The organism is Kluyvera sp. Awk 3 (assembly GCF_028069715.1).
GTDB lineage: Bacteria > Pseudomonadota > Gammaproteobacteria > Enterobacterales > Enterobacteriaceae > Kluyvera > Kluyvera georgiana_A.
In genome coordinates this window covers 1-19,876 of the sequence record NZ_JANEWH010000028.1, presented here as the reverse complement: position 1 = coordinate 19,876, position 19,876 = coordinate 1, and the positions used below count along the sequence as shown (strand labels likewise).

The window sequence follows — 19,876 nt, the reverse complement described above, 5'->3', positions numbered from 1 at the left end:
GAAGTCAGCATGAAAATACTGGTGATCGGCCCGTCATGGGTGGGCGACATGATGATGTCGCAAAGTCTCTATCGCACGCTCAAGGCGCGCTATCCCCAGGCGATAATCGACGTGATGGCACCCGCGTGGTGCCGTCCGCTGTTATCGCGGATGCCGGAAGTCAATGAAGCGATCGCCATGCCTTTAGGGCATGGCGCGCTGGAAATTGGCGAACGGCGCAAGCTCGGCCATAGCCTGCGCGAGCGGCGCTATGATCGCGCTTATGTCCTGCCTAATTCCTTTAAATCTGCGTTGGTGCCCTTCTTTGCCGGTATCCCACTGCGCACCGGCTGGCGTGGCGAGATGCGCTACGGCCTGCTGAACGATGCGCGAGTGCTGGATAAAGAGGCCTGGCCGCTGATGGTCGAGCGCTACGTGGCGCTGGCCTACGACAAAGGCGTGATGCGCTGCGCGAAAGATCTGCCGCAGCCGCTGCTGTGGCCGCAGTTGCAGGTGAACGAAGGCGAGAAATCGCTGGCCTGTAACGCGTTTTCGCTCTCCAGCGACCGCCCAATGATCGGCTTTTGCCCCGGTGCGGAGTTTGGTCCGGCAAAACGCTGGCCACACTACCACTACGCCGCACTCGCGAAGCAGCTGATCGACCAGGGTAATCAGATTGTTCTTTTCGGTTCCGCGAAGGACAACGAGGCAGGTAATGAAATTATCGCCGCACTCAGCGACGAGCAAAAAGGCTGGTGCCGTAACCTGGCTGGCGAGACCCAACTGGAGCAGGCAGTGGTGCTGATTGCCGCTTGTAAGGCTATCGTCACCAATGATTCCGGCCTGATGCACGTGGCTGCCGCGCTAAACCGCCCGCTAGTTGCACTCTACGGGCCAAGCAGCCCGGACTTCACGCCGCCGCTGTCAAACAAAGCGCGGGTGATTCGGCTGATTACCGGTTACCACAAGGTCCGCAAAGGCGACTCTGCGCAGGGCTATCATCAGAGCCTGATCGATATCACCCCAGCACGCGTCCAGGAAGAGCTCAACGCGCTGCTGTCGAGCGAGGAAGCCTGACGCATGCGAGTGTTGATCGTCAAAACCTCCTCCATGGGCGACGTCCTGCACACGCTGCCGGCATTAACCGACGCGATGCGTGCCATCCCCGATATTCGCTTTGACTGGGTCGTGGAAGAGGGTTTCGCGCAAATTCCTTCATGGCATGAAGCGGTAGACCGCGTGATTCCGGTGGCCATCCGCCGCTGGCGTAAAGCGTGGTTCTCCGCCCCCATCAAAGCCGAACGCAAAGCCTTTCGCGATGCCATTCAGGCGGTAAAATATGATGCGATCATCGATGCTCAAGGGCTGGTAAAAAGCGCCGCGCTGGTTACCCGACTGGCACACGGCATCAAGCATGGCATGGACTGGAGTAGCGCCCGCGAGCCGCTGGCCAGCCTGTTCTATAACCGCTGCCATCATATTGCCAAACAGCAGCATGCCGTAGAGCGCACCCGCGAGCTGTTTGCGAAGAGCCTCGGCTACACCAAACCTGAAACGCAGGGCGACTACGCCATAGCGCAACATTTTGTGGGGGCGCTTACGCCTGCAGAAGCCCCCTACTGCGTCTTTCTGCATGCCACGACGCGCGATGATAAGCATTGGCCGGAAGAAAACTGGCGTGAGCTGATTCGCCTGCTGGGCGAGCGCGGTCTACGCATCAAATTGCCATGGGGTGCGCCGCATGAAGAAGCCCGCGCGAAGCGCCTGGCTGAAGGGTTTGATTACGTGGAAGTTCTGCCGCGTCTGAGCCTCGAGAAGGTGGCGCACGTGCTGGCAGGTGCGGAATTTGTTGTTTCGGTAGATACCGGATTAAGCCACTTAACTGCGGCGCTGGATCGCCCAAATATCACGCTGTATGGCCCGACCGACCCTGGATTGATTGGGGGATATGGGAAGAATCAGGTGGCGTGCTGTTCAGAAGCAAAAGATTTAGCAACGCTTGATGCACTCACTGTGATTGGTGAACTGCAAAAAATTAATTCCAGGTTATCTTTTTAAGGTATTTTGATGAACTCATTTGCATCAACCGGGCATAAGGAATATTGCTGGCAATCCATATGGAATCGTGGGTTAGTTTCACTCTTTATTATAATAAACTTCTTTGACAATATTACCCGTTACAAACATCTTGTTGCTGGGCTGATGTTTTTTACCGCATTATATTATGTCGCAAAGAAAAGAACGGCACTGCTGCATTTTTTCAAAAATAACCTGACCTATTCGCTCTTATGCTTTGTGGCGGTGTGCGCTTACGCTGTCGCGATTTCCGTCGATCCAGCTTATAGCTTCAGTAAGTTTGCGAATACCGTGCTCGAAAAACTGCTGCTGATGACGCTAATCATCCCGATTCTGCTGCATGCCGAAAGCAAGGAAAACATCTCAAAAACGCTGATTTACTCGTTGATTATCGGCATTTTGCCTCTGGCAATCGTTGATGGCTGGCAGTACTACCACGAGTATCAGCAAGGTATTATGCCGCTGACGAATTTCGACCATAAATACCGTTCTGATATTTTAATCTTTATGGCTCCTGCTTTCTTATTCCTCTGGAATATCAAAACGGCGAGGGCCAAGGTCCTTTTCTTTGTTATTGCCTGCGTCATGGGATTTATGATCGCAGGGACCCTGCAACGCGGTACCTGGCTATCCATTTTGATCCCAGCGCTTATCTGGTGTGTGCTGAAAAAAGAATGGAAACTGCCGTTAATCGCTGCCGTTTTACTGGGCGGCGTGCTCGTGGCCGGATACGTGAAGGATCAGGATGCCTTTAAGCTGCTCTTCCATAAAATGCAGCAAACTTCCAGCTCCTACCGCTACGGCGGCGGTACCCAGGGATCGGCGCTTGACCTGATTATGGAAAACCCCGTCAAAGGCTACGGCTATGGCGAAGACATCTTCTATCGCGTTTATAACAGCCGGGTGCATGACTATCCGCAGTGGTTCTTTAAGCACTCTATCGGCCCTCATAACCTGACACTCTCAATGTGGTATGCCGGTGGGCTATTAGGCCTATTCGCCGTATGGTATCTGCTGATTTCACTGCTGACTGAAGCGGTAAAAGGCTATCGTGCCAGCCAGGGTCTGGTAAAAGAAGCGTGGCTGCTGATTGGGCTCATTCTTGTCGGCAACCTGTTCGTGCGCGGCGCGTTTGAAACCGTGAGTATCGAGAACCTGACGATGCTGCTGGGTATCGCCCTGGCATTGAAGGCGCGAAGTCAACAGAACTAAATAAAAAAGGCTGCATTATGCAGCCTTTTTTATTGCCCGTAGATTACACCTCCTGCGGCGTAATAAAGGGGACGACGTCATAGCTCACGGCGGTGTTGTCCGAAAGGTTGTAGACGTTAATATCCGGTACCTTTTCTCGCATGAACGCATAGAACGGCAGGATCTTACCTAAATCACGACTGAGTTCCGATGCCTGCTTATTGGTTTTCTCGTCGTAAAAACGAGCGCAATTATCGACCAAATCGAGCCCGGAATGGATGATTTTTTTATAGTCTAAACTGTACGCCACCTGCAGGGCAGCAAACGCGACCGTGTGGCAAGAGCAGTAGCCATGTGTAATATCCAGGCTAAAACCCACCAACCGTTTCCGTTTTGAGAACGGGACGTCTATCAGTATTTTTTCGTCCAGCTTAGCCATCAGGGTAAACTTTAACTTCTTAAAGAAGCCGCCTTTTTCTCGCTGGTACAAAGAGCGGATCACGAAACCGCTATTATCAATAAAATGTCTATCCTCTGCGGAAGCCTTATCGTACACCTCGCCGTTAACGATAGTGTATTTGCTCATCTTCACAAACTCGCGAAAATCATCGTTACGCTGCAGTAAGAAACGCGAGTCAGTTAATACATAGATAAACGGCTGAATATTGTTATCCAGCAGATAACGCGCCGAACCGTTGACGGAGATAACGTCCGATGCCGCCAGCAGGTCCAGCGGAGTTTTCAACGACGAAGGCCCGGAAAGAAAAATAATACTGTTATCAGAGGTCTTGTGACGTTTGATTTCGTTAATGTCTTCGGTTGTGATGCTGTGCAATTTACCGCTCATAAGGCTGTCACCAAAATATATTGCCCAAAGCCGATTCTGTTTTTCGCGCTACAACGGCTAGCCTACTTAACCAGCCGCAGATAAAAGTAATAAATGTAGTGCATGAAGCCAGCAAGCGGCTGATTATTCTTAAAATTATGCTTCGCGCAATAGCGTGCATAGTTGGCATTGCTCGGTTTGAGCAGCGGTACTGCCTGCCATGGCGACGCGGCTTTTGCCTTCAGGAACGGCGCTGCGCTAGGGTAAGTAGCCCAGTTATGCCACGGCTTGGTTGGCCCCACGTAGTGGATCAGCACGGTACCGTCATTAATCGGGTTGATAAAGGAATCCTTCAGCTCATAGTTGAGGCTGAACTGCGTATTAAATTTACCCGCGATAAAAGCCACTTTCCCGGCAAGAATGATGTTCAGGATGTCCTGATCCATAAAGCTCAATTTACGGGTGACGTTCTTATCGGACAGCAGCGACATCGCTTTGCCTGAAACAAACTCGCTGGCCCATGCCGGAATATTCAGCAGCAGCACGCCCGAGTTAAAATAGCCGTTCTCAATCGCCTGGCACTCCAGGCTCTGGCTGCGCGACAGCCACCACTTTTGATCGCGCTCCGCGACGACGCCCGCCACCTTATCACCTAATGCCAGCGCCGGCAGCTCGCTTATGCTGCCCTGACACACGATGTCCGCATCCAGATAAAGCACGCGAGACTGCTGGCCGATAAAGTAGTCGCCGATAATAAAGCGAAAGTACATCGCCACGGACCAGTTCTTTGTGGTCGGGAAGGCCTTCAGACGCTCGCAGTTGACGATATGAATCTGGATACAGGTCTTATTGTCCTTTGCCAGCTGCGAAAAATGCTGCTTTTCCGCTTCCGGTAACACGTCGATAAACACGTGAAAAACAAAGTCCATATCGCGGTTGTGCAACAGAACCGAGGCAATAGAGACGCCGCAACCGAAGAGGAAGTTCTTATCAATACCGTAAGCGATATGGAACGGCAAACCGTCCTGCGCCGCTTCACGTTCATCGAAGATAATCGTATCGTTGATCATCTCTTCCGCATTTAAATACGAATACGCCATACTCTTCCCCAAACGTTACAACGACTTTCTGATCGTTCTTTCTTTGATTTTGTGCGCTTTTTCTTCGGCTTTCGCTATCAGCGCCTGTTCCTGCTTCATTACGTCCCTGAGTGGCTGCGCAAAATAAATCTGCATAAAACGCAGCACATCGCGCTGGGTCAGCCCAATGTTCATTGAAGAAAAATACAAACCGATCAGGTCTTTATCACGCCAGCGACGTGGAACACGATCGCGAATTTGCGCACGGTGCAGATCAATCACCGAAATCTTCATCGTCTCTTCGTCACCGCTAAACGGCAGATGCAGCAGGAAATGACAGATATAACAGTCGCGGTGGTTAATGCCGCTCAGGTGCATTTTGCGCACCATCGTGGCGACGCGCTTAATCAGCATACGCTTCACCGTGGGCGTCGGCGGGTTCACCACCCAATCCGCACAATAGTCTTCCAGGCTAATAGTCGGCGTAAGGTCTTCGGTAATGATAAAGGACGTGCGGGTTAACGGGTTCAGCCCCTTCTCGCCGAAGCCCACGCCGTGCATAGTATCGACACCCACATCATGCAGGCGGTGGATCGCATTCCACTCACGATCGGCGCCCAGTACCGGCATACGCAGGGAAATCAGGTTTTTGACGATCTCTTTAAGTGAAGTGCCACGGTGCCATTTCAGAAAATAGCTACCGCCCGCCAGCTCGAAGCGCAGCGTACGACGGGTTTCCAGCTCACGAAATACCTCGCCTTCCAGATGTTTCACTTCCTCAAAGGCATCTTTCCCGCGCCACAGCGTGGCCAGCGGTTCTTTCAGCTCAACCATCCAAATCACCTATAATGATATCTGCCGCTCTGTCCGCCAGACTGTATAAGTCTTGTGTATCGGCGTAGTTGCGCGCATTTTCCGCCCAAGCCGCGCGCAGCGCTGGCTGGGTTAATGCCTTAAGAAGGAGCTCATTCAAGGCTTCCTGGCGGAAAGGTTCCTCAATCACCGCGCCACAGTTTGCATCCGCAATATAGTGCGCATATCCGCATACGGCGGTTGTTAATACTGGTAACCCCGCCGTTACCGCTTCCAGCAGCACGATGCCTGCCGCCTCCTGATAGGCCGGGTGCAGCAGTAAATCGGCAGCCGCCATCAGCTCCGCCACGTCGTTGCGCCCGGAGAAGAAGTGAACGTTATGCTGAATGCCGTACTTCTCGGCCAGCGCGGCGAATTTTCCCGGCTTATCCTGGCCGACAATAAACAACTGCGTGTTCTGGCGCAGGCTTTCCGGTAGCGAAGCCATCGCGGCCAGCGTGCGATCCACGCCTTTACGAGTAAAATCGGATCCCACCTGTAGCAGTACGTTCTGCGATTCGGTCAAACCGTTCTTTTGCCGGTAAACCTGACGGGCGTTCGGAATCTGTTGGCTGTATTTTCTGTCCGGGTAAATTCCCGGCGGCAGAATATGAAAACGTTCGGGCTCGGTCTGATAGTGTTTCTGGAAATCCGCAATTTGCTTGTCCGTTAGCATCAGCAACTGCGTCGGTTTACCATGTTCGAAGGTGGCACGCTCGAACGCCGCATAGTGGCGATAGCGTGACGTCAGACGATAAAAGAAACCTTTCTCCTGCGCCACTTTATCGGCGTAGCACACATCAGCCGCGTAATAGACATCCAGCCCCGGCATCTTATTAAAGCCCACCACTCTGGCGACCGGATGCTCACGCAGGTGATTTTGCACCCACGTATAATATTCCGCGTTGCGCCCGTGGTTGGTATGAGATTTCACCGGAACCCGAATCAACTCAAACGCCTCAGGACACTCACCTTCCCAGAATTGCGTATAGACGCGCACCTGGTGGCCGCGGGCCGCCACGGTCTGGGCAATGCGCATAAAGTCGCGCTGCAGGCCGCCGAAGGGGAAGTACTTATACAGACAGAATGCAACGATCATAGTTCTTCACCTGTTGCCGGTTCTGCGGGCAGAATTTTATCGATGGCGGCGATAACATCCTCTGCCGGAATCACCGCGAGGTACATTTCATTGCGGTTACGCTGCTCGCGCGGGGGCATCGGGCGATAATCACCGGCCCAGAACTGGATCATATTGTCCGACCACGGGCGCCAGAAAATAGGGTCCGTCGCGCCAAACAGCGCGATTAACGGCGTTTTGACCGCGGCCGCGATATGCCCCGGCGCAGAATCGACGCCGATAAACAGCACCGCGTGGTCAATCAACGCCCCCAGTTCCGGGAAGCTAACTTTACCGGCCAGCGCCGTCACTGGCGGCTGCTGGCAGCCCTGGGCAATCGCGTTGACGCAGGCCAGATCGTCCGCGCCCGGTCCGGAGGTCAGCACCACTTCCATTCCGCGGTCATGCAACGCGTCAATCACCCGGGAGAATTTCTCGTTCTCCCAGCATTTAAATATCTGTCGGGCCGTCGGTTGAATCACCACGTAGCGTTTGCCGACACCGGCTTTATCCAGCTCGCCGCGCACACGCTGCCAGCAGACCGGGTTGTAGCTCATGGTCGTTTGCGCAACGAGGGCGTCGAGCCCCAGCGGCGCCAGCACGGAAAGATTGCTCTCAACCACGTTGTCGCCGCTTAACGGCGCCAGATGCGTAAAGCTATTGCGCCAGAAGGCAGACTGACGGTGGCGATAGTCCTGCGAGATACTCATCGGCACGTTCAGCAGGCGCACCAGCACCGCCGCCATCCACTGGTCGGCCATATTGATGACGAGATCGTATTTATTAGCGCGCAGTTGCCTGATGATGCTGACGAAATTTGATATTTTCTCCGCCGCTTTGGCTTTTTTATTTTTAATACCATACAGCGCGTTAATCTCAGGGTTTTCGGACAAAATAGGGATCGTGTCCTGATACAGCAGGACGTCCACCTTCGCCTCAGGATAATGGCGCTTCAGCGTGCTAATAACGGGAGTGGTAAGCAACATATCCCCGTGAAAACGCATTTTAATGACCAGAATTTTTCGAAATGGCTTTTCCACAAGCGACTCTTTGGTTGAGATTTTCCGGTAAAAGAAGGAAAAAAGCACGCTACCGCCCCAGGCTCAACAGCAACCTGATTACTGATATTGCACTTATTTTGATGCGCTAGTGTACCACTTCCTTGTCCACAATCCGAACCGGATAGCTTTCGCGAAAATAAAGTTTTTTTATTTTAAAAATCAATAAATTAAAATCATTTCCGTTGTTGTAAGGCCGGGTTTGCCAGCCCCCAAATATCCAGGGGTGTTAACCGCAATGAGCAGCATAAAAAAGGGGGATTGGCAGTGATATCCACGGCTAGCCCCTGCGCTGTGGATAATTTAGACCAAAAACAGCAAAAGTAATGGTAATGCCTCAGGTAAATACTTAGAATCCACAGCACATTCATAACTCAGCTATTTATTATGCTTGAATTGCTTTACACCGCTCTGCTCTACCTTATCCAGCCCCTAATCTGGATACGGCTTTGGGTGCGCGGACGTAAGGCTCCGGCCTACCGAAAACGCTGGGGTGAACGTTACGGTTTTTATCGCCAGCCGCTGAAGCCCGGCGGGATTATGCTGCACTCGGTGTCCGTTGGCGAAACGCTGGCGGCGATCCCGTTAGTTCGCGCACTGCGTCACCGCTACCCCGATTTGCCGATTACTGTCACCACGATGACCCCAACCGGGTCCGAGCGCGTGCAGTCGGCGTTTGGCAAAGACGTTCAGCACGTCTATCTGCCGTATGATTTACCCGATGCCCTTAACCGCTTCCTCGATAAAATCGACCCGAAACTGGTGTTGATTATGGAAACAGAGCTGTGGCCAAACCTGATTGCCGCATTGCATCGTCGCCATATTCCGCTGGTGATTGCCAACGCACGCTTGTCTGAGCGTTCGGCCGCCGGATACGCCAAACTGGGCTCATTTGTTCGCACGCTACTCCAGCGTATTACGTTGATTGCCGCGCAGAATGAAGAAGACGGTCAACGTTTTGTCGCCTTAGGGGCTAAAAATAATCAGGTGACCATTACCGGCAGCCTGAAATTCGATATTTCTGTTACGCCGCAGCTGGCAGCCAAAGCGGTCACGCTTCGTCGCCAATGGGCGCCACGCCGCCCGGTATGGATAGCCACCAGTACCCACGAGGGCGAAGAGAGTATCGTGATTGCCGCCCACAAGGCGCTGCTGCAGCACTACCCGGATTTACTGCTGATACTGGTGCCGCGTCATCCGGAACGTTTCCCGGACGCCATCAACCTCACGCGTCAGGCTGGTTTGAGCTTTATCACCCGTTCCTCCGGTGAAGTCCCCTCCGCGACAACGCAGGTGGTCATTGGCGACACCATGGGTGAGCTGATGCTGCTGTATGGCATTGCCGACCTGGCGTTTGTTGGCGGCTCATTGGTTGAACGTGGTGGCCATAACCCGCTGGAAGCCGCAGCGCATGCCATTCCCGTGTTGATGGGCCCGCATACCTTTAACTTCAAGGATATCTGCGCCCGTCTGGAACAGGCGAGTGGGCTTATCACCGTGACCGATGCCGCCAGTCTCGAAAAAGAGGTATCCTCACTGTTAGGCGATGCCGATTATCGTAGTTTCTACGGTCGTCACGCCGTTGAGGTCTTGTACCAGAACCAGGGCGCGCTACAACGCCTGTTACAACTCCTGGAACCGTACCTGCCACCCAAAACGCATTGAGGATGATTATGCAAAAACGGGCGATTTATCCGGGCACTTTCGATCCCATCACCAACGGTCATCTTGATATCGTGACACGCGCGGCCTGCATGTTCGATCAGGTTATCCTCGCTATTGCGGCCAGCCCAAGCAAAAAACCGATGTTTGACCTTAGCGAGCGCGTGGCGCTGGCCCAGCAGGCAACGGCACACCTTGGTAACGTGGAAGTGATGGGTTTTAGCGATCTGATGGCTAACTTTGCCCGCACCCAGCAGGCCAATATTCTGATTCGTGGCCTGCGCGCGGTGGCGGATTTCGAGTATGAAATGCAGTTGGCGCACATGAATCGCCACCTGATGCCGGAGCTGGAAAGCGTCTTTCTGATGCCGTCGAAAGAGTGGTCGTTTATTTCATCATCGCTGGTGAAAGAGGTGGCGCGTCACGATGGCGATGTGACCCATTTCCTGCCGGCGAATGTACATCAGGCGCTGATGGAGAAGCTGAAGTAGGCTTCAGTGCATTTCCCGGCGGTTCGTCGCCGGGCAATCAACTTACTTTTGGCACTGCCGGCAGTAAAACGTCGCCCGCTGCGCATGTTTGCTGGCGATAATCGGCGTCCCGCATATCCGACAGGCCTCCCCTTTTCGCCCGTATACCTGTAGTTCTTGTGCAAAGTAGCCCGGCTTGCCGTCGCTTTGCAGGAAGTCTTTTAGCGTCGTACCACCCTGCTCAATCGATCGTTGCAGTACTGCTTTGATCGCCGCCACCAGTCGTTCGCACTCTTCTGCCGATAACGATGATGCCAGCCGATCCGGATGGATCCGCGCGGAAAACAGCGATTCACTGGCGTAGATATTACCGACGCCCACCACCAGCTTGTTATCCATCAGCCAGGGTTTAATCGCCGTTTTCTTCTTCGCACATTTTGCCTGCAGATACTCCGCGCTAAATTCCGCGCTGAGCGGCTCCGGGCCGAGATGAGCGAGCACGCTGTGCCCTTCCAGCACCGGCGTCCACAGCCAGGCGCCAAAGCGCCGTGGGTCGGTGTAGCGCAGCACTTTACCGTTACTCATCACCAGATCGACGTGATCGTGTTTTTCCGCCGGAAGTTCTTCCGCAAGAATGCGTAAACTTCCCGACATCCCCAGATGAATGATGATCCAGCCGTCTGATAGTTCAAGCAGCAGGTATTTAGCGCGGCGCTGAACGCTGATAACCGGTTTATCGCTCAGGCGGTAGATTTCATCAGAGACGGGCCAGCGCAGGCGTCCGTTGCGAATCACGGCGTACTGGATGGTTGCGCCGACCAGATGGGGTTCAATGCCCCGGCGGCTGGTCTCAACTTCGGGTAATTCAGGCATAACGTCTCCGGCTCGAATACAGATGTCTCTATTATGGGGACGCGCAGAAAACAAAAAACCCCGCCGAGGCGAGGTTTTTTGTGACATCGAAACTAAAATTATTTGATTTTAGCTTCTTTGTACAGAACGTGCTGACGGACAACTGGATCGAACTTTTTCAGTTCCAGTTTTTCCGGCTTAGTACGTTTGTTCTTCGTGGTGGTATAGAAGTGACCAGTACCAGCAGAAGAAACCAGCTTGATTTTCTCACGAATACCTTTAGCCATGATTTATTTCCTCTAAGTACTTAGTACTTTTCGCCACGGGCACGCAGTTCAGCCAGAACTGAATCGATGCCTTTCTTATCGATTACACGCATACCTTTAGCAGATACGCGCAGGGTGACAAAACGCTTCTCGCTCTCAACCCAGAAACGGTGAGAGTGCAGGTTCGGCAGGAAACGGCGTTTAGTCGCGTTCAGTGCGTGGGAACGGTTGTTACCGGTCACCGGACGCTTGCCAGTAACTTGGCAGACTCGGGACATGTCTATTCTCCAAAAATCAAATTAGCTCGAGCTTCGTATGGGGTATCGGCGCCTCGTCAGGCTTTACAGCCCGGTCATCGCATAGTTCTAAGTGAACTCTCGATTGCCAGGCCCAAATGCCAAACCCGAGATTCTCAAAGGTGGCGTAGTATACGCTGACCCGGCGTTATGCTCAAGTCCCGAACAGACAAAGATCCCGGTGGATCGCGTAATAAACCGCTAAATCCAGCCTCGTTCGGCAAAAGAAACGTACTCACCGCGGCCAATAACCAGATGATCAAGCACCCGTATATCCATGAATTGGCAACACTTTACCACCCTTTCAGTAATAAGTCTGTCTGATTTACTCGGCTCCGCATGACCCGATGGATGATTATGTGCCAGGATCACCGCAGCGGCGTTAACTTTGATGGCTTCTCGTACAATTTCGCGCGGATGCACTTCAACGTGACTCAGGGTGCCGGAAAAAAGGCGGCTATGTTTGAGCACCCGGTGTTGATTATCGAGAAAAATCACCACAAAGATTTCCCGCTCTTCGTCGGCGAGCTGGCTTTGCAGAAACTCACGCGTCATCTCTGGGCTTAGCAGAGAATCCTCGGAAAGCACCCGCAGGCTAAAATAGCGGCGCGCCAGTTCGGCAATCCCTTTGAGCTGGGCATATTTAGCAATGCCCATACCGTCGATCTGCGTTATCGCTTTCTCGGTAGCCGAAAGCAGGCCGTACAGCGAGCCGAAATGGCGCAGCAGGTCCTGAGAGTAACGTAGAACGTTTTTTTCCCGCGTACCGGTGCGCAAAAATAGCGCCAGAAGCTCAACATCCGTGAGCGATTCAATTCCGTACCGCTGCATCTTCTCGCGCGGCAGGAGGGCTTCTGTACTCTCCATGACGGCCTCCTCTTATGGCTGCCGCCAAAATGCCACAGTACACGCCCTCCTGCACGGTATGGATTTCGCTCTTGCGTAGCGGCTCGCAAAGTGTCTCTGTCGTAAGCACACGACCCCGCCAGGATTGTGATAAAATGCGCGAATTCTGGTGTCCCCCTAACAGGAAAAATCATGATGAGCCTGGCCGGTAAGAAAATTGTTCTTGGCGTCAGCGGCGGTATCGCTGCCTACAAAACGCCGGAGCTGGTGCGTCGCCTGCGTGAGCGCGGCGCGGACGTGCGCGTCGCGATGACCGACGCAGCAAAAGCCTTCATCACCCCGCTGAGCCTGCAAGCCGTATCCGGTTATCCGGTCTCCGACAGCCTGCTCGATACCGCCGCCGAAGCCGCGATGGGCCACATTGAGCTGGGCAAATGGGCTGACCTCGTTATCCTTGCGCCGGCCACCGCCGACTTAATTGCCCGCGTGGCCGCCGGGATGGCAAACGACCTGGTGTCGACCATCTGCCTCGCAACCCCATCGCCGGTCGCCGTTGTCCCCGCCATGAACCAACAGATGTATCGTGCCGCCGCCACGCAGCACAATCTGGAAGTACTGGCTTCACGCAATATGCTGATCTGGGGCCCGGACAGCGGCAGCCAGGCCTGTGGCGACGTTGGCCCTGGTCGGATGCTTGATCCATTGGTGATTGTCGACATGGCCGCAGCGCACTTTTCCACCGTCAACGATCTGCAACATCTGCACATCATGATTACCGCAGGCCCGACCCGTGAACCGCTGGACCCGGTGCGTTACATTACCAACCACAGCTCAGGCAAAATGGGCTTTGCGATTGCCGATGCCGCCGCGCGTCGTGGGGCAAACGTTACGCTGGTTAGCGGCCCGGTGTCGCTGCCAACGCCCGCCTTTGTGCAACGTATTGATGTCACCACCGCTGAAGAGATGAACGCCGCGGTTCAGGCCGGCATCGCGCAACAGCAGATTTTTATCGGCTGCGCCGCAGTTGCCGACTATCGCGCCGCGGTTATCGCCGAAGAAAAAATTAAGAAGCAGGACACCCAGGGTGATGAATTCACAATAAAAATGGTGAAAAACCCGGATATCGTCGCTGGCGTTGCCGCACTGAAAGAGCATCGTCCCTACGTCGTAGGGTTTGCCGCCGAAACGAATAATGTGGAAGAATATGCGCGGCAAAAGCGTAGCCGCAAGAACCTTGATCTGATTTGTGCCAATGATGTATCGCAATCAAATCAAGGTTTTAACAGCGATAACAATGCCTTGCATCTTTTCTGGCAGGACGGCGAGAAGACTTTACCGCTCGCCAGTAAGTCACTCCTGGGCCAACTATTATTGGACGAGATCGTTACCCGTTATGATGAAAAAAATCGACGTTAAGATTCTGGACTCGCGTATTGGCCAGCAGTTCCCGCTGCCGACCTATGCCACCGCTGGCTCTGCAGGCCTTGACCTGCGCGCCTGTCTTGATGACGCCGTAGAACTGGCGCCAGGTGAAACCACCTTACTGCCGACCGGCCTGGCGATTCACATTGCCGATCCGTCTCTGGCGGCGGTGATGCTGCCGCGCTCTGGCCTCGGCCACAAGCACGGTATCGTGCTGGGTAACCTGGTGGGGCTTATCGACTCTGACTATCAGGGGCAACTGATGGTCTCCATCTGGAACCGCGGGCAAACCACCTTCACTATCGAGCCAGGCGAACGCGTCGCGCAGATGGTGTTTGTTCCTGTCGTACAGGCCGAGTTTAATCTGGTCGAATCGTTTGAAGCCACCGATCGTGGCGAAGGTGGCTTCGGCCACTCAGGGCGTCAATAACTCGCCCTCAGGCACATCATGCAGGATGTGATGTGCCCGTTTTTTACGCATCTCACGGCGTCATAATGCAAAAAGATCACTGCAATTTATGGTTGCGGTCACCGTGTGGATGCTCGCCTGACAAGTGTTTTATTTTCAGGGGTATTTTAGAACATGGCAGAAAAGCAAACTGCGAAAAGGAATCGTCGCGAGGAAATACTTCAATCCCTGGCGTTGATGCTTGAATCCAGCGATGGCAGCCAGCGGATCACGACGGCAAAGCTAGCCGCGTCCGTTGGTGTGTCCGAAGCGGCGCTGTACCGGCATTTCCCAAGCAAGACCCGCATGTTCGATAGCCTTATCGAGTTTATCGAAGATAGCCTGATTACCCGTATCAACCTGATTCTGAAAGACGAAAAAGATACGACCGCACGTTTGCGTCTGATTGTGCTGCTGATTCTGGGCTTTGGTGAGCGCAATCCAGGCCTGACCCGTATCCTCACCGGTCATGCGCTGATGTTTGAGCAAGACCGTCTGCAGGGCCGCATTAACCAGCTGTTTGAGCGCATTGAGGCTCAACTGCGTCAGGTGCTGCGCGAGCGCAAAATGCGTGAAGGGGAAGGCTACGAAACCGATGAGACGTTACTGGCAAGCCAGCTGCTGGCGTTCTGTGAAGGGATGCTCTCGCGCTTTGTCCGCAGCGAATTCAAGTATCGCCCGACAGACGATTTCGACGCTCGCTGGCCGCTGATCGTCGCTCAACTGCAATAATCGTCAAACAGCCCGGCCTGCGCCGGGCTGTTTTCTTAGACGCCGTACGCTTCGCGATACGCGCGAACCGAGGCCAGATGCTCAGCCATCTCCGGTTTTTCTTCCAGATAAGCGATCAACTCTTTCAGGGTAATGATCGAGATAACTTCACAGCCATAATCACGTTCCACTTCCTGAATGGCCGAGATTTCACCGCGACCGCGCTCCTGACGATCTAAAGAGATCAGCACGCCAGCCAGCTGCGCGCCGTTGGCCTGGATGATCTCCATCGATTCACGAATCGCCGTTCCCGCAGTGATAACGTCATCCACCAGCATCACGCGCCCGGTCAGCGCGCTGCCAACCAGATTACCGCCCTCGCCGTGATCTTTGGCTTCTTTACGGTTGAAGCAGTACGGGTAGTCTTTGTCGTGATGTTCCGCCAGCGCCACCGCGGTGGTGGTCGCAATTGGAATACCTTTGTACGCAGGGCCAAACAGCAGATCGAACTCGATGCCGGAATCCACCAGCGCTTCGGCATAAAAACGGCCTAACAGTGCCAGATCGCGCCCGGTATTAAACAGGCCGGCGTTGAAGAAATAGGGGCTTTTGCGCCCGGATTTCAGCGTAAACTCGCCAAACTTAAGTACCTGCTTGTTAAGCGCAAACTCAATAAACTGGCGCTGATACGGTTTCATGGATTCGCTCCTCATCTCACTTTATTACGGACAAAAAAAAGGGCGACCACGTCGCCCTTAAAAATCAATTTTCTAACGCCGCCTTCTGCGCCGCTACAATGGATTCGATTCCCCCTCGGGCTAGCGCCAGTAGGGTGAGTAACTCTTCGTGGGTGAACGGTTCGCCTTCCGCCGTCCCCTGAACCTCAATGATGCGGCCGTCTTCGGTCATCACCACGTTCATGTCAGTTTCCGCCGCGGAGTCTTCAACATATTCCAGGTCACACAGCGCTTCGCCGTTCACAATACCAACGGAAACCGCGGCAACCATCCCTTTCATCGGGTTGGTTTTCAGTTTGCCAGCGGCAACCAGTTTGCCCAGCGCATCAGCCAGCGCCACGCAGGCACCGGTAATGGACGCGGTACGCGTGCCGCCATCAGCCTGGATAACGTCACAGTCCAGCGTGATAGTGAACTCGCCGAGCGCTTTCAGATCGACCGCGGCACGCAGCGCGCGGGCAATCAGACGCTGAATCTCCATGGTGCGGCCGCCCTGTTTGCCCTTCGCCGCTTCACGCGCGTTACGGGTATGGGTAGCGCGCGGCAGCATGCCGTACTCGGCGGTGATCCAGCCCTGGCCCTGACCTTTCAGAAAACGCGGCACGCCTTCATCAATAGAGGCGGTGCACAGCACTTTAGTATCGCCAAATTCGACCAGCACGGAGCCTTCTGCGTGTTTTGTATAATTACGGGTCAGGGTGACGGGACGCACCTGGTTGGCACTACGACCTGCTGGACGCATGATAGAAATCTCCGGCTTGAAACGAATGTGGCTGCGCATTATACACAAAATCATTCGAGCTGTATCAAGGCGGCAAAGGAGCGCATCCCCAGGAGCGTACATAAGTACGTGACTGGGGTAAGCGACGGCAGCCAACGCAGAGACAGCTTGAAGGATGAAGTGTTATACGGATTAACGGTGCTTATTCCTATCCTCATAAGCCCCCGAGGGCTATAATCCCCCCATCTCTCCTTTAAAAACAGGAACGTCTATGATCCGCAGCATGACCGCCTATGCCCGCCGCGAAATTAAGGGCACTTGGGGCAGCGCCGCCTGGGAACTGCGCTCTGTTAACCAGCGTTATCTCGAAACCTATTTCCGTCTGCCGGAGCAGTTCCGCAGCCTCGAACCCGTTGTTCGTGAACGTCTGCGTACCCGCTTAACGCGCGGGAAAGTAGAGTGCACTCTGCGTTTTGAGCCAGATGCCAGTGCGCAAGGCGAACTTATTCTCAATGAAAACCTGGCAAAGCAGCTGGTTAACGCGGCCAACTGGGTCAAAATGCAGAGCGACGAAGGGGAAATTAACCCGGTCGATATTCTGCGCTGGCCGGGCGTTATGGCCGCACAAGAGCAGGATTTGGACGCCATCGCCGCCGAGATCCTGAATGCGCTGGACGGTACGCTGGACGACTTCATCGTCGCTCGCGAAACCGAAGGCCAGGCGCTGAAAGCGCTGATTGAACAACGCCTGGAAGGTGTGAGCGGCGAAGTGGCCAAAGTGCGTGCCCATATGCCGGAAATTCTGCAGTGGCAGCGCGATCGCCTGGTGGCGAAGCTGGAAGACGCGGAAGTGCAGTTGGAAAACAATCGCCTGGAGCAGGAACTGGTGTTGATGGCCCAGCGTATTGACGTGGCCGAAGAGCTGGATCGCCTGGAAGCCCACGTCAAAGAGACCTATAACATCCTGAAGAAAAAAGAGGCCGTTGGCCGTCGCCTGGACTTCATGATGCAGGAATTCAACCGTGAGTCGAATACGCTGGCATCGAAGTCAATTAATGCCGATGTCACAAACTCTGCTATTGAGCTGAAAGTCCTCATCGAACAGATGCGTGAGCAGATTCAAAATATCGAGTAACGCCAACGCGTTATATTAAAAATTAATGCCCGCCATGCTGCGGGCATTTTCATTTCAGGTAGTTTCTTTTTCTTCTGCACCGCTGCATCATGAGCCACCCCTTCATGAAAGGGTGATTATGGAAAAGATACGGTATTTCAGAACGTGATTACTCAGATAATTTACGCCACCTCTTTATCACTTCAGATAATAGGCCTATCTGTTTTTACGCCCTGATATCGATCTAATTATATCTTAAGCATTGGTAGCTAGACTGGCCGCCTTCACCGTAAATAAAGTTAATCATATGCAATTCACGACTACTCAGAGTACGCCAGCCTTCAGCTGGAAAGCCCTTGGCTGGGCCGTATTGTATTTTTGCTTCTTTTCAACAGCATTGCAGATTGTCATCTACGCCACAGGTTATAGCGGCTCGACTGGCCTAAGGGATTCGATTCTCTTTAGCTTGTTATGGCTGGTGCCTGTATTTCTCTTTCCCCGAAAAACCCGCATTATCGGCGCCCTGATTGGCATCATTCTCTGGGCTGCCTCGCTGGCGGCAATTAGCTATTACGTTATTTACGGGCAAGAGTTCTCGCAAAGCGTTCTATTCGTGATGTTCGAAACCAACACCAACGAAGCGGGCGAATTCTTAAGCCAGTACTTTAGCCTCAAAATTGTGCTGGTCGCGTTGGTCTATACGGCGATCGCTATCTTCCTGTGGACACGTCTACGTCCGGTTTACATCCCAACGCCATGGCGCTGGCTGGTGTCGTTCGCCCTGCTGTACGGGCTGATCCTCCATCCGCTCGTGACTGGAGTCGTGATGAAGGACAAACCGGTTGCCGATGTGCTGGATGGCGTATCAACCCGCCTTGCCCCTGCCGCACCATGGCAGTTCATTACCGGTTACTACCAGTATCGCCATCAGCTCAATAGCCTGACGCGACTGCTCAACGACAACCACGCCCTGCCGCCGCTGGCGAACTTAAAAGACAGCACCGGCGATGCGCCGCGTACGCTGGTGCTGGTGATCGGTGAGTCAACACAGCGTGGGCATATGAGCCTGTACGGCTATCCACGTGAAACCACGCCGGAACTGGACGCGCTACGTAAGTCCGATCCTAACTTTACCGTGTTCAACGATGTGGTCACATCTCGTCCCTACACCATTGAGATTCTGCAACAGGCGCTGACCTTCGCGAATGAGCAGAACCCGGACCTGTATCTGACCAAACCCTCGCTGATGAACCTGATGAAGCAGGCGGGTTATAAAACCTTCTGGATAACAAACCAGCAGACGATGACGTCGCGCAACACTATGTTGACGGTGTTCTCGAAACAGACCGACCAGCAGTACTATATGAACCAGCAGCGCACCCAAAGCGCCCGCGAATACGATGCCAACGTGCTGGCGCCGTTTAAGCAGGTGCTGGCCGACCCGGCGCCGAAAAAGTTCATTATCGTTCACCTGCTGGGTACGCATATTAACTACGAGTACCGCTACCCTGAAAACTGGAACAAATTCTCCGGTAAAACCGACACTATGCCGGCTGGTTTAAGCCAGGATCAGCAGGACACGTACAACAACTATGACAACGCCAACCTGTATAACGACTATATCGTTTCCACGCTGATTAAAGACTACAAGGCGACGGATCCTAATGGCTTCTTGCTGTACTTCTCTGACCATGGGGAAGAGGTCTATGACACGCCGCCGCATCAGACTCAGGGGCGTAATGAGAAAGAACCGACCCGCCACATGTACACCATTCCGTTCCTGCTGTGGACATCGGAGAAGTGGCATGAGGCGCATCCGCGTGATTTCTCGCAGGACGTGAACCGCAAATACAGCAGCTCCGAGCTCATCCACACCTGGTCAGATTTGGCAGGCCTGAGCTATGACGGTTTCGACCCAACGCGTGCGCTAACCAACCCTCAGTTTGAGGAAAGTACGCGCTGGATTGGCAACCCATACGACAAAAAATCACTGAAAGATTACGATACGCTGCCGTACGGCGAGCTAACGGGTAATCAGTAAACGATCTTCCGGCCACTTCATCATGAAGTGGCCGTTTTCGGTTGACAGCGCAAGTTTTTAATTAGATTTTTTAATGCATTAATTCATCATAAAAATCGACATGTCCCAACAC

21 protein-coding genes are annotated in these 19,876 nt (G+C 53.7%); 10 read left to right on the top strand and 11 right to left on the bottom strand.

The window, feature by feature from the left end; genetic code table 11:
• The first annotated feature begins 9 nt into the window (after positions 1-9).
• The 3 genes from rfaF to rfaL are packed head-to-tail and all read left to right on the top strand — an operon-like array spanning position 10 to position 3,267.
• Positions 10-1,056: an ADP-heptose--LPS heptosyltransferase RfaF gene (gene rfaF / locus NNN71_RS08390; protein WP_167574815.1), complete on the top strand. Its 1,047-nt coding sequence runs from the start codon at positions 10-12 to the stop codon at positions 1,054-1,056.
• A 3-nt stretch (positions 1,057-1,059) separates the two neighbouring features.
• A complete protein-coding gene (gene rfaC / locus NNN71_RS08385) occupies positions 1,060-2,037 on the top strand; it encodes a lipopolysaccharide heptosyltransferase RfaC (RefSeq protein WP_271458302.1) in 978 nt (325 codons plus the stop codon).
• A 9-nt stretch (positions 2,038-2,046) separates the two neighbouring features.
• Positions 2,047-3,267 (top strand): O-antigen ligase RfaL, encoded by a 1,221-nt coding sequence (gene rfaL, locus NNN71_RS08380; protein ID WP_271458301.1) that lies wholly within the window; start codon positions 2,047-2,049, stop codon positions 3,265-3,267.
• Between the two features lie 43 nt (positions 3,268-3,310).
• Here rfaL and waaZ read toward each other — a convergent pair whose 3' ends face one another.
• The 5 genes from waaZ to rfaQ form a co-directional block, all read right to left on the bottom strand.
• Positions 3,311-4,093 (bottom strand): 3-deoxy-D-manno-oct-2-ulosonate III transferase WaaZ, encoded by a 783-nt coding sequence (gene waaZ, locus NNN71_RS08375; protein WP_271458300.1) that lies wholly within the window; start codon positions 4,091-4,093, stop codon positions 3,311-3,313.
• A 62-nt stretch (positions 4,094-4,155) separates the two neighbouring features.
• Positions 4,156-5,172, bottom strand: a complete 1,017-nt coding sequence (waaO, locus tag NNN71_RS08370) for a lipopolysaccharide 3-alpha-galactosyltransferase (RefSeq protein ID WP_271458299.1) — start codon at positions 5,170-5,172, stop codon at positions 4,156-4,158.
• 15 nt (positions 5,173-5,187) lie between these two features.
• On the bottom strand, positions 5,188-5,985 hold the full coding sequence (rfaP, locus tag NNN71_RS08365; protein WP_271458298.1) for a lipopolysaccharide core heptose(I) kinase RfaP: 798 nt from the start codon (positions 5,983-5,985) through the stop codon (positions 5,188-5,190).
• A complete protein-coding gene (locus NNN71_RS08360) occupies positions 5,978-7,102 on the bottom strand; it encodes a glycosyltransferase family 4 protein (RefSeq protein WP_271458297.1) in 1,125 nt (374 codons plus the stop codon). Before NNN71_RS08360 ends, rfaP begins: the two co-directional genes overlap by 8 nt.
• Entirely contained in the window at positions 7,099-8,160 is a 1,062-nt protein-coding gene (gene rfaQ / locus NNN71_RS08355; RefSeq protein WP_271458296.1) for a lipopolysaccharide core heptosyltransferase RfaQ, read from the bottom strand. Before rfaQ ends, NNN71_RS08360 begins: the two co-directional genes overlap by 4 nt.
• Before the next feature lie 405 nt (positions 8,161-8,565).
• On the opposite strand from rfaQ, the gene waaA reads away from it, so the two are divergent.
• Positions 8,566-9,843, top strand: coding sequence for a lipid IV(A) 3-deoxy-D-manno-octulosonic acid transferase (waaA, locus tag NNN71_RS08350; protein ID WP_064540971.1), 1,278 nt, complete (start codon positions 8,566-8,568; stop codon positions 9,841-9,843).
• Positions 9,844-9,851: 8 nt separating this feature from the next.
• A complete protein-coding gene (gene coaD / locus NNN71_RS08345) occupies positions 9,852-10,331 on the top strand; it encodes a pantetheine-phosphate adenylyltransferase (protein WP_163449245.1) in 480 nt (159 codons plus the stop codon).
• Between the two features lie 42 nt (positions 10,332-10,373).
• Here the strand turns inward: coaD and mutM are convergent, their stop codons facing one another.
• The 4 genes from mutM to radC form a co-directional block, all read right to left on the bottom strand.
• A complete protein-coding gene (gene mutM, locus NNN71_RS08340; RefSeq protein WP_271458295.1) occupies positions 10,374-11,183 on the bottom strand; it encodes a bifunctional DNA-formamidopyrimidine glycosylase/DNA-(apurinic or apyrimidinic site) lyase in 810 nt (269 codons plus the stop codon).
• A gap of 98 nt (positions 11,184-11,281) precedes the next feature.
• Positions 11,282-11,449 (bottom strand): 50S ribosomal protein L33, encoded by a 168-nt coding sequence (gene rpmG / locus NNN71_RS08335; protein ID WP_003024094.1) that lies wholly within the window; start codon positions 11,447-11,449, stop codon positions 11,282-11,284.
• A 20-nt stretch (positions 11,450-11,469) separates the two neighbouring features.
• Positions 11,470-11,706 carry a 50S ribosomal protein L28 gene (gene rpmB / locus NNN71_RS08330; protein WP_106924954.1) on the bottom strand — a complete coding sequence of 79 codons (237 nt, stop codon included), beginning with the start codon at positions 11,704-11,706 and terminating at the stop codon, positions 11,470-11,472.
• A gap of 219 nt (positions 11,707-11,925) precedes the next feature.
• Positions 11,926-12,591, bottom strand: coding sequence for a RadC family protein (gene radC / locus NNN71_RS08325; RefSeq protein ID WP_163449243.1), 666 nt, complete (start codon positions 12,589-12,591; stop codon positions 11,926-11,928).
• A gap of 174 nt (positions 12,592-12,765) precedes the next feature.
• On the opposite strand from radC, the gene coaBC reads away from it, so the two are divergent.
• The 3 genes from coaBC (at position 12,766) to slmA (ending at position 15,172) form a co-directional block, all read left to right on the top strand.
• The gene (gene coaBC / locus NNN71_RS08320; protein ID WP_271458309.1) at positions 12,766-13,986 is read left to right on the top strand and encodes a bifunctional phosphopantothenoylcysteine decarboxylase/phosphopantothenate--cysteine ligase CoaBC; all 1,221 of its coding nucleotides are present in this window, start codon (positions 12,766-12,768) and stop codon (positions 13,984-13,986) included.
• Entirely contained in the window at positions 13,964-14,422 is a 459-nt protein-coding gene (gene dut, locus NNN71_RS08315; RefSeq protein ID WP_035895829.1) for a dUTP diphosphatase, read from the top strand. Before coaBC ends, dut begins: the two co-directional genes overlap by 23 nt.
• Before the next feature lie 153 nt (positions 14,423-14,575).
• On the top strand, positions 14,576-15,172 hold the full coding sequence (slmA, locus tag NNN71_RS08310; protein ID WP_064540962.1) for a nucleoid occlusion factor SlmA: 597 nt from the start codon (positions 14,576-14,578) through the stop codon (positions 15,170-15,172).
• 35 nt (positions 15,173-15,207) lie between these two features.
• Here the strand turns inward: slmA and pyrE are convergent, their stop codons facing one another.
• Entirely contained in the window at positions 15,208-15,849 is a 642-nt protein-coding gene (pyrE, locus tag NNN71_RS08305; protein WP_163449242.1) for an orotate phosphoribosyltransferase, read from the bottom strand.
• Positions 15,850-15,913: 64 nt separating this feature from the next.
• A complete protein-coding gene (gene rph, locus NNN71_RS08300; RefSeq protein ID WP_163449241.1) occupies positions 15,914-16,630 on the bottom strand; it encodes a ribonuclease PH in 717 nt (238 codons plus the stop codon).
• Positions 16,631-16,880: 250 nt separating this feature from the next.
• Here rph and NNN71_RS08295 point away from each other — a divergent pair, with 250 nt between their 5' ends.
• Positions 16,881-17,744: a YicC/YloC family endoribonuclease gene (locus NNN71_RS08295; RefSeq protein WP_163449240.1), complete on the top strand. Its 864-nt coding sequence runs from the start codon at positions 16,881-16,883 to the stop codon at positions 17,742-17,744.
• A gap of 286 nt (positions 17,745-18,030) precedes the next feature.
• Positions 18,031-19,764 carry a phosphoethanolamine transferase CptA gene (locus NNN71_RS08290; RefSeq protein ID WP_271458294.1) on the top strand — a complete coding sequence of 578 codons (1,734 nt, stop codon included), beginning with the start codon at positions 18,031-18,033 and terminating at the stop codon, positions 19,762-19,764.
• Positions 19,765-19,876: the final 112 nt, after the last annotated feature.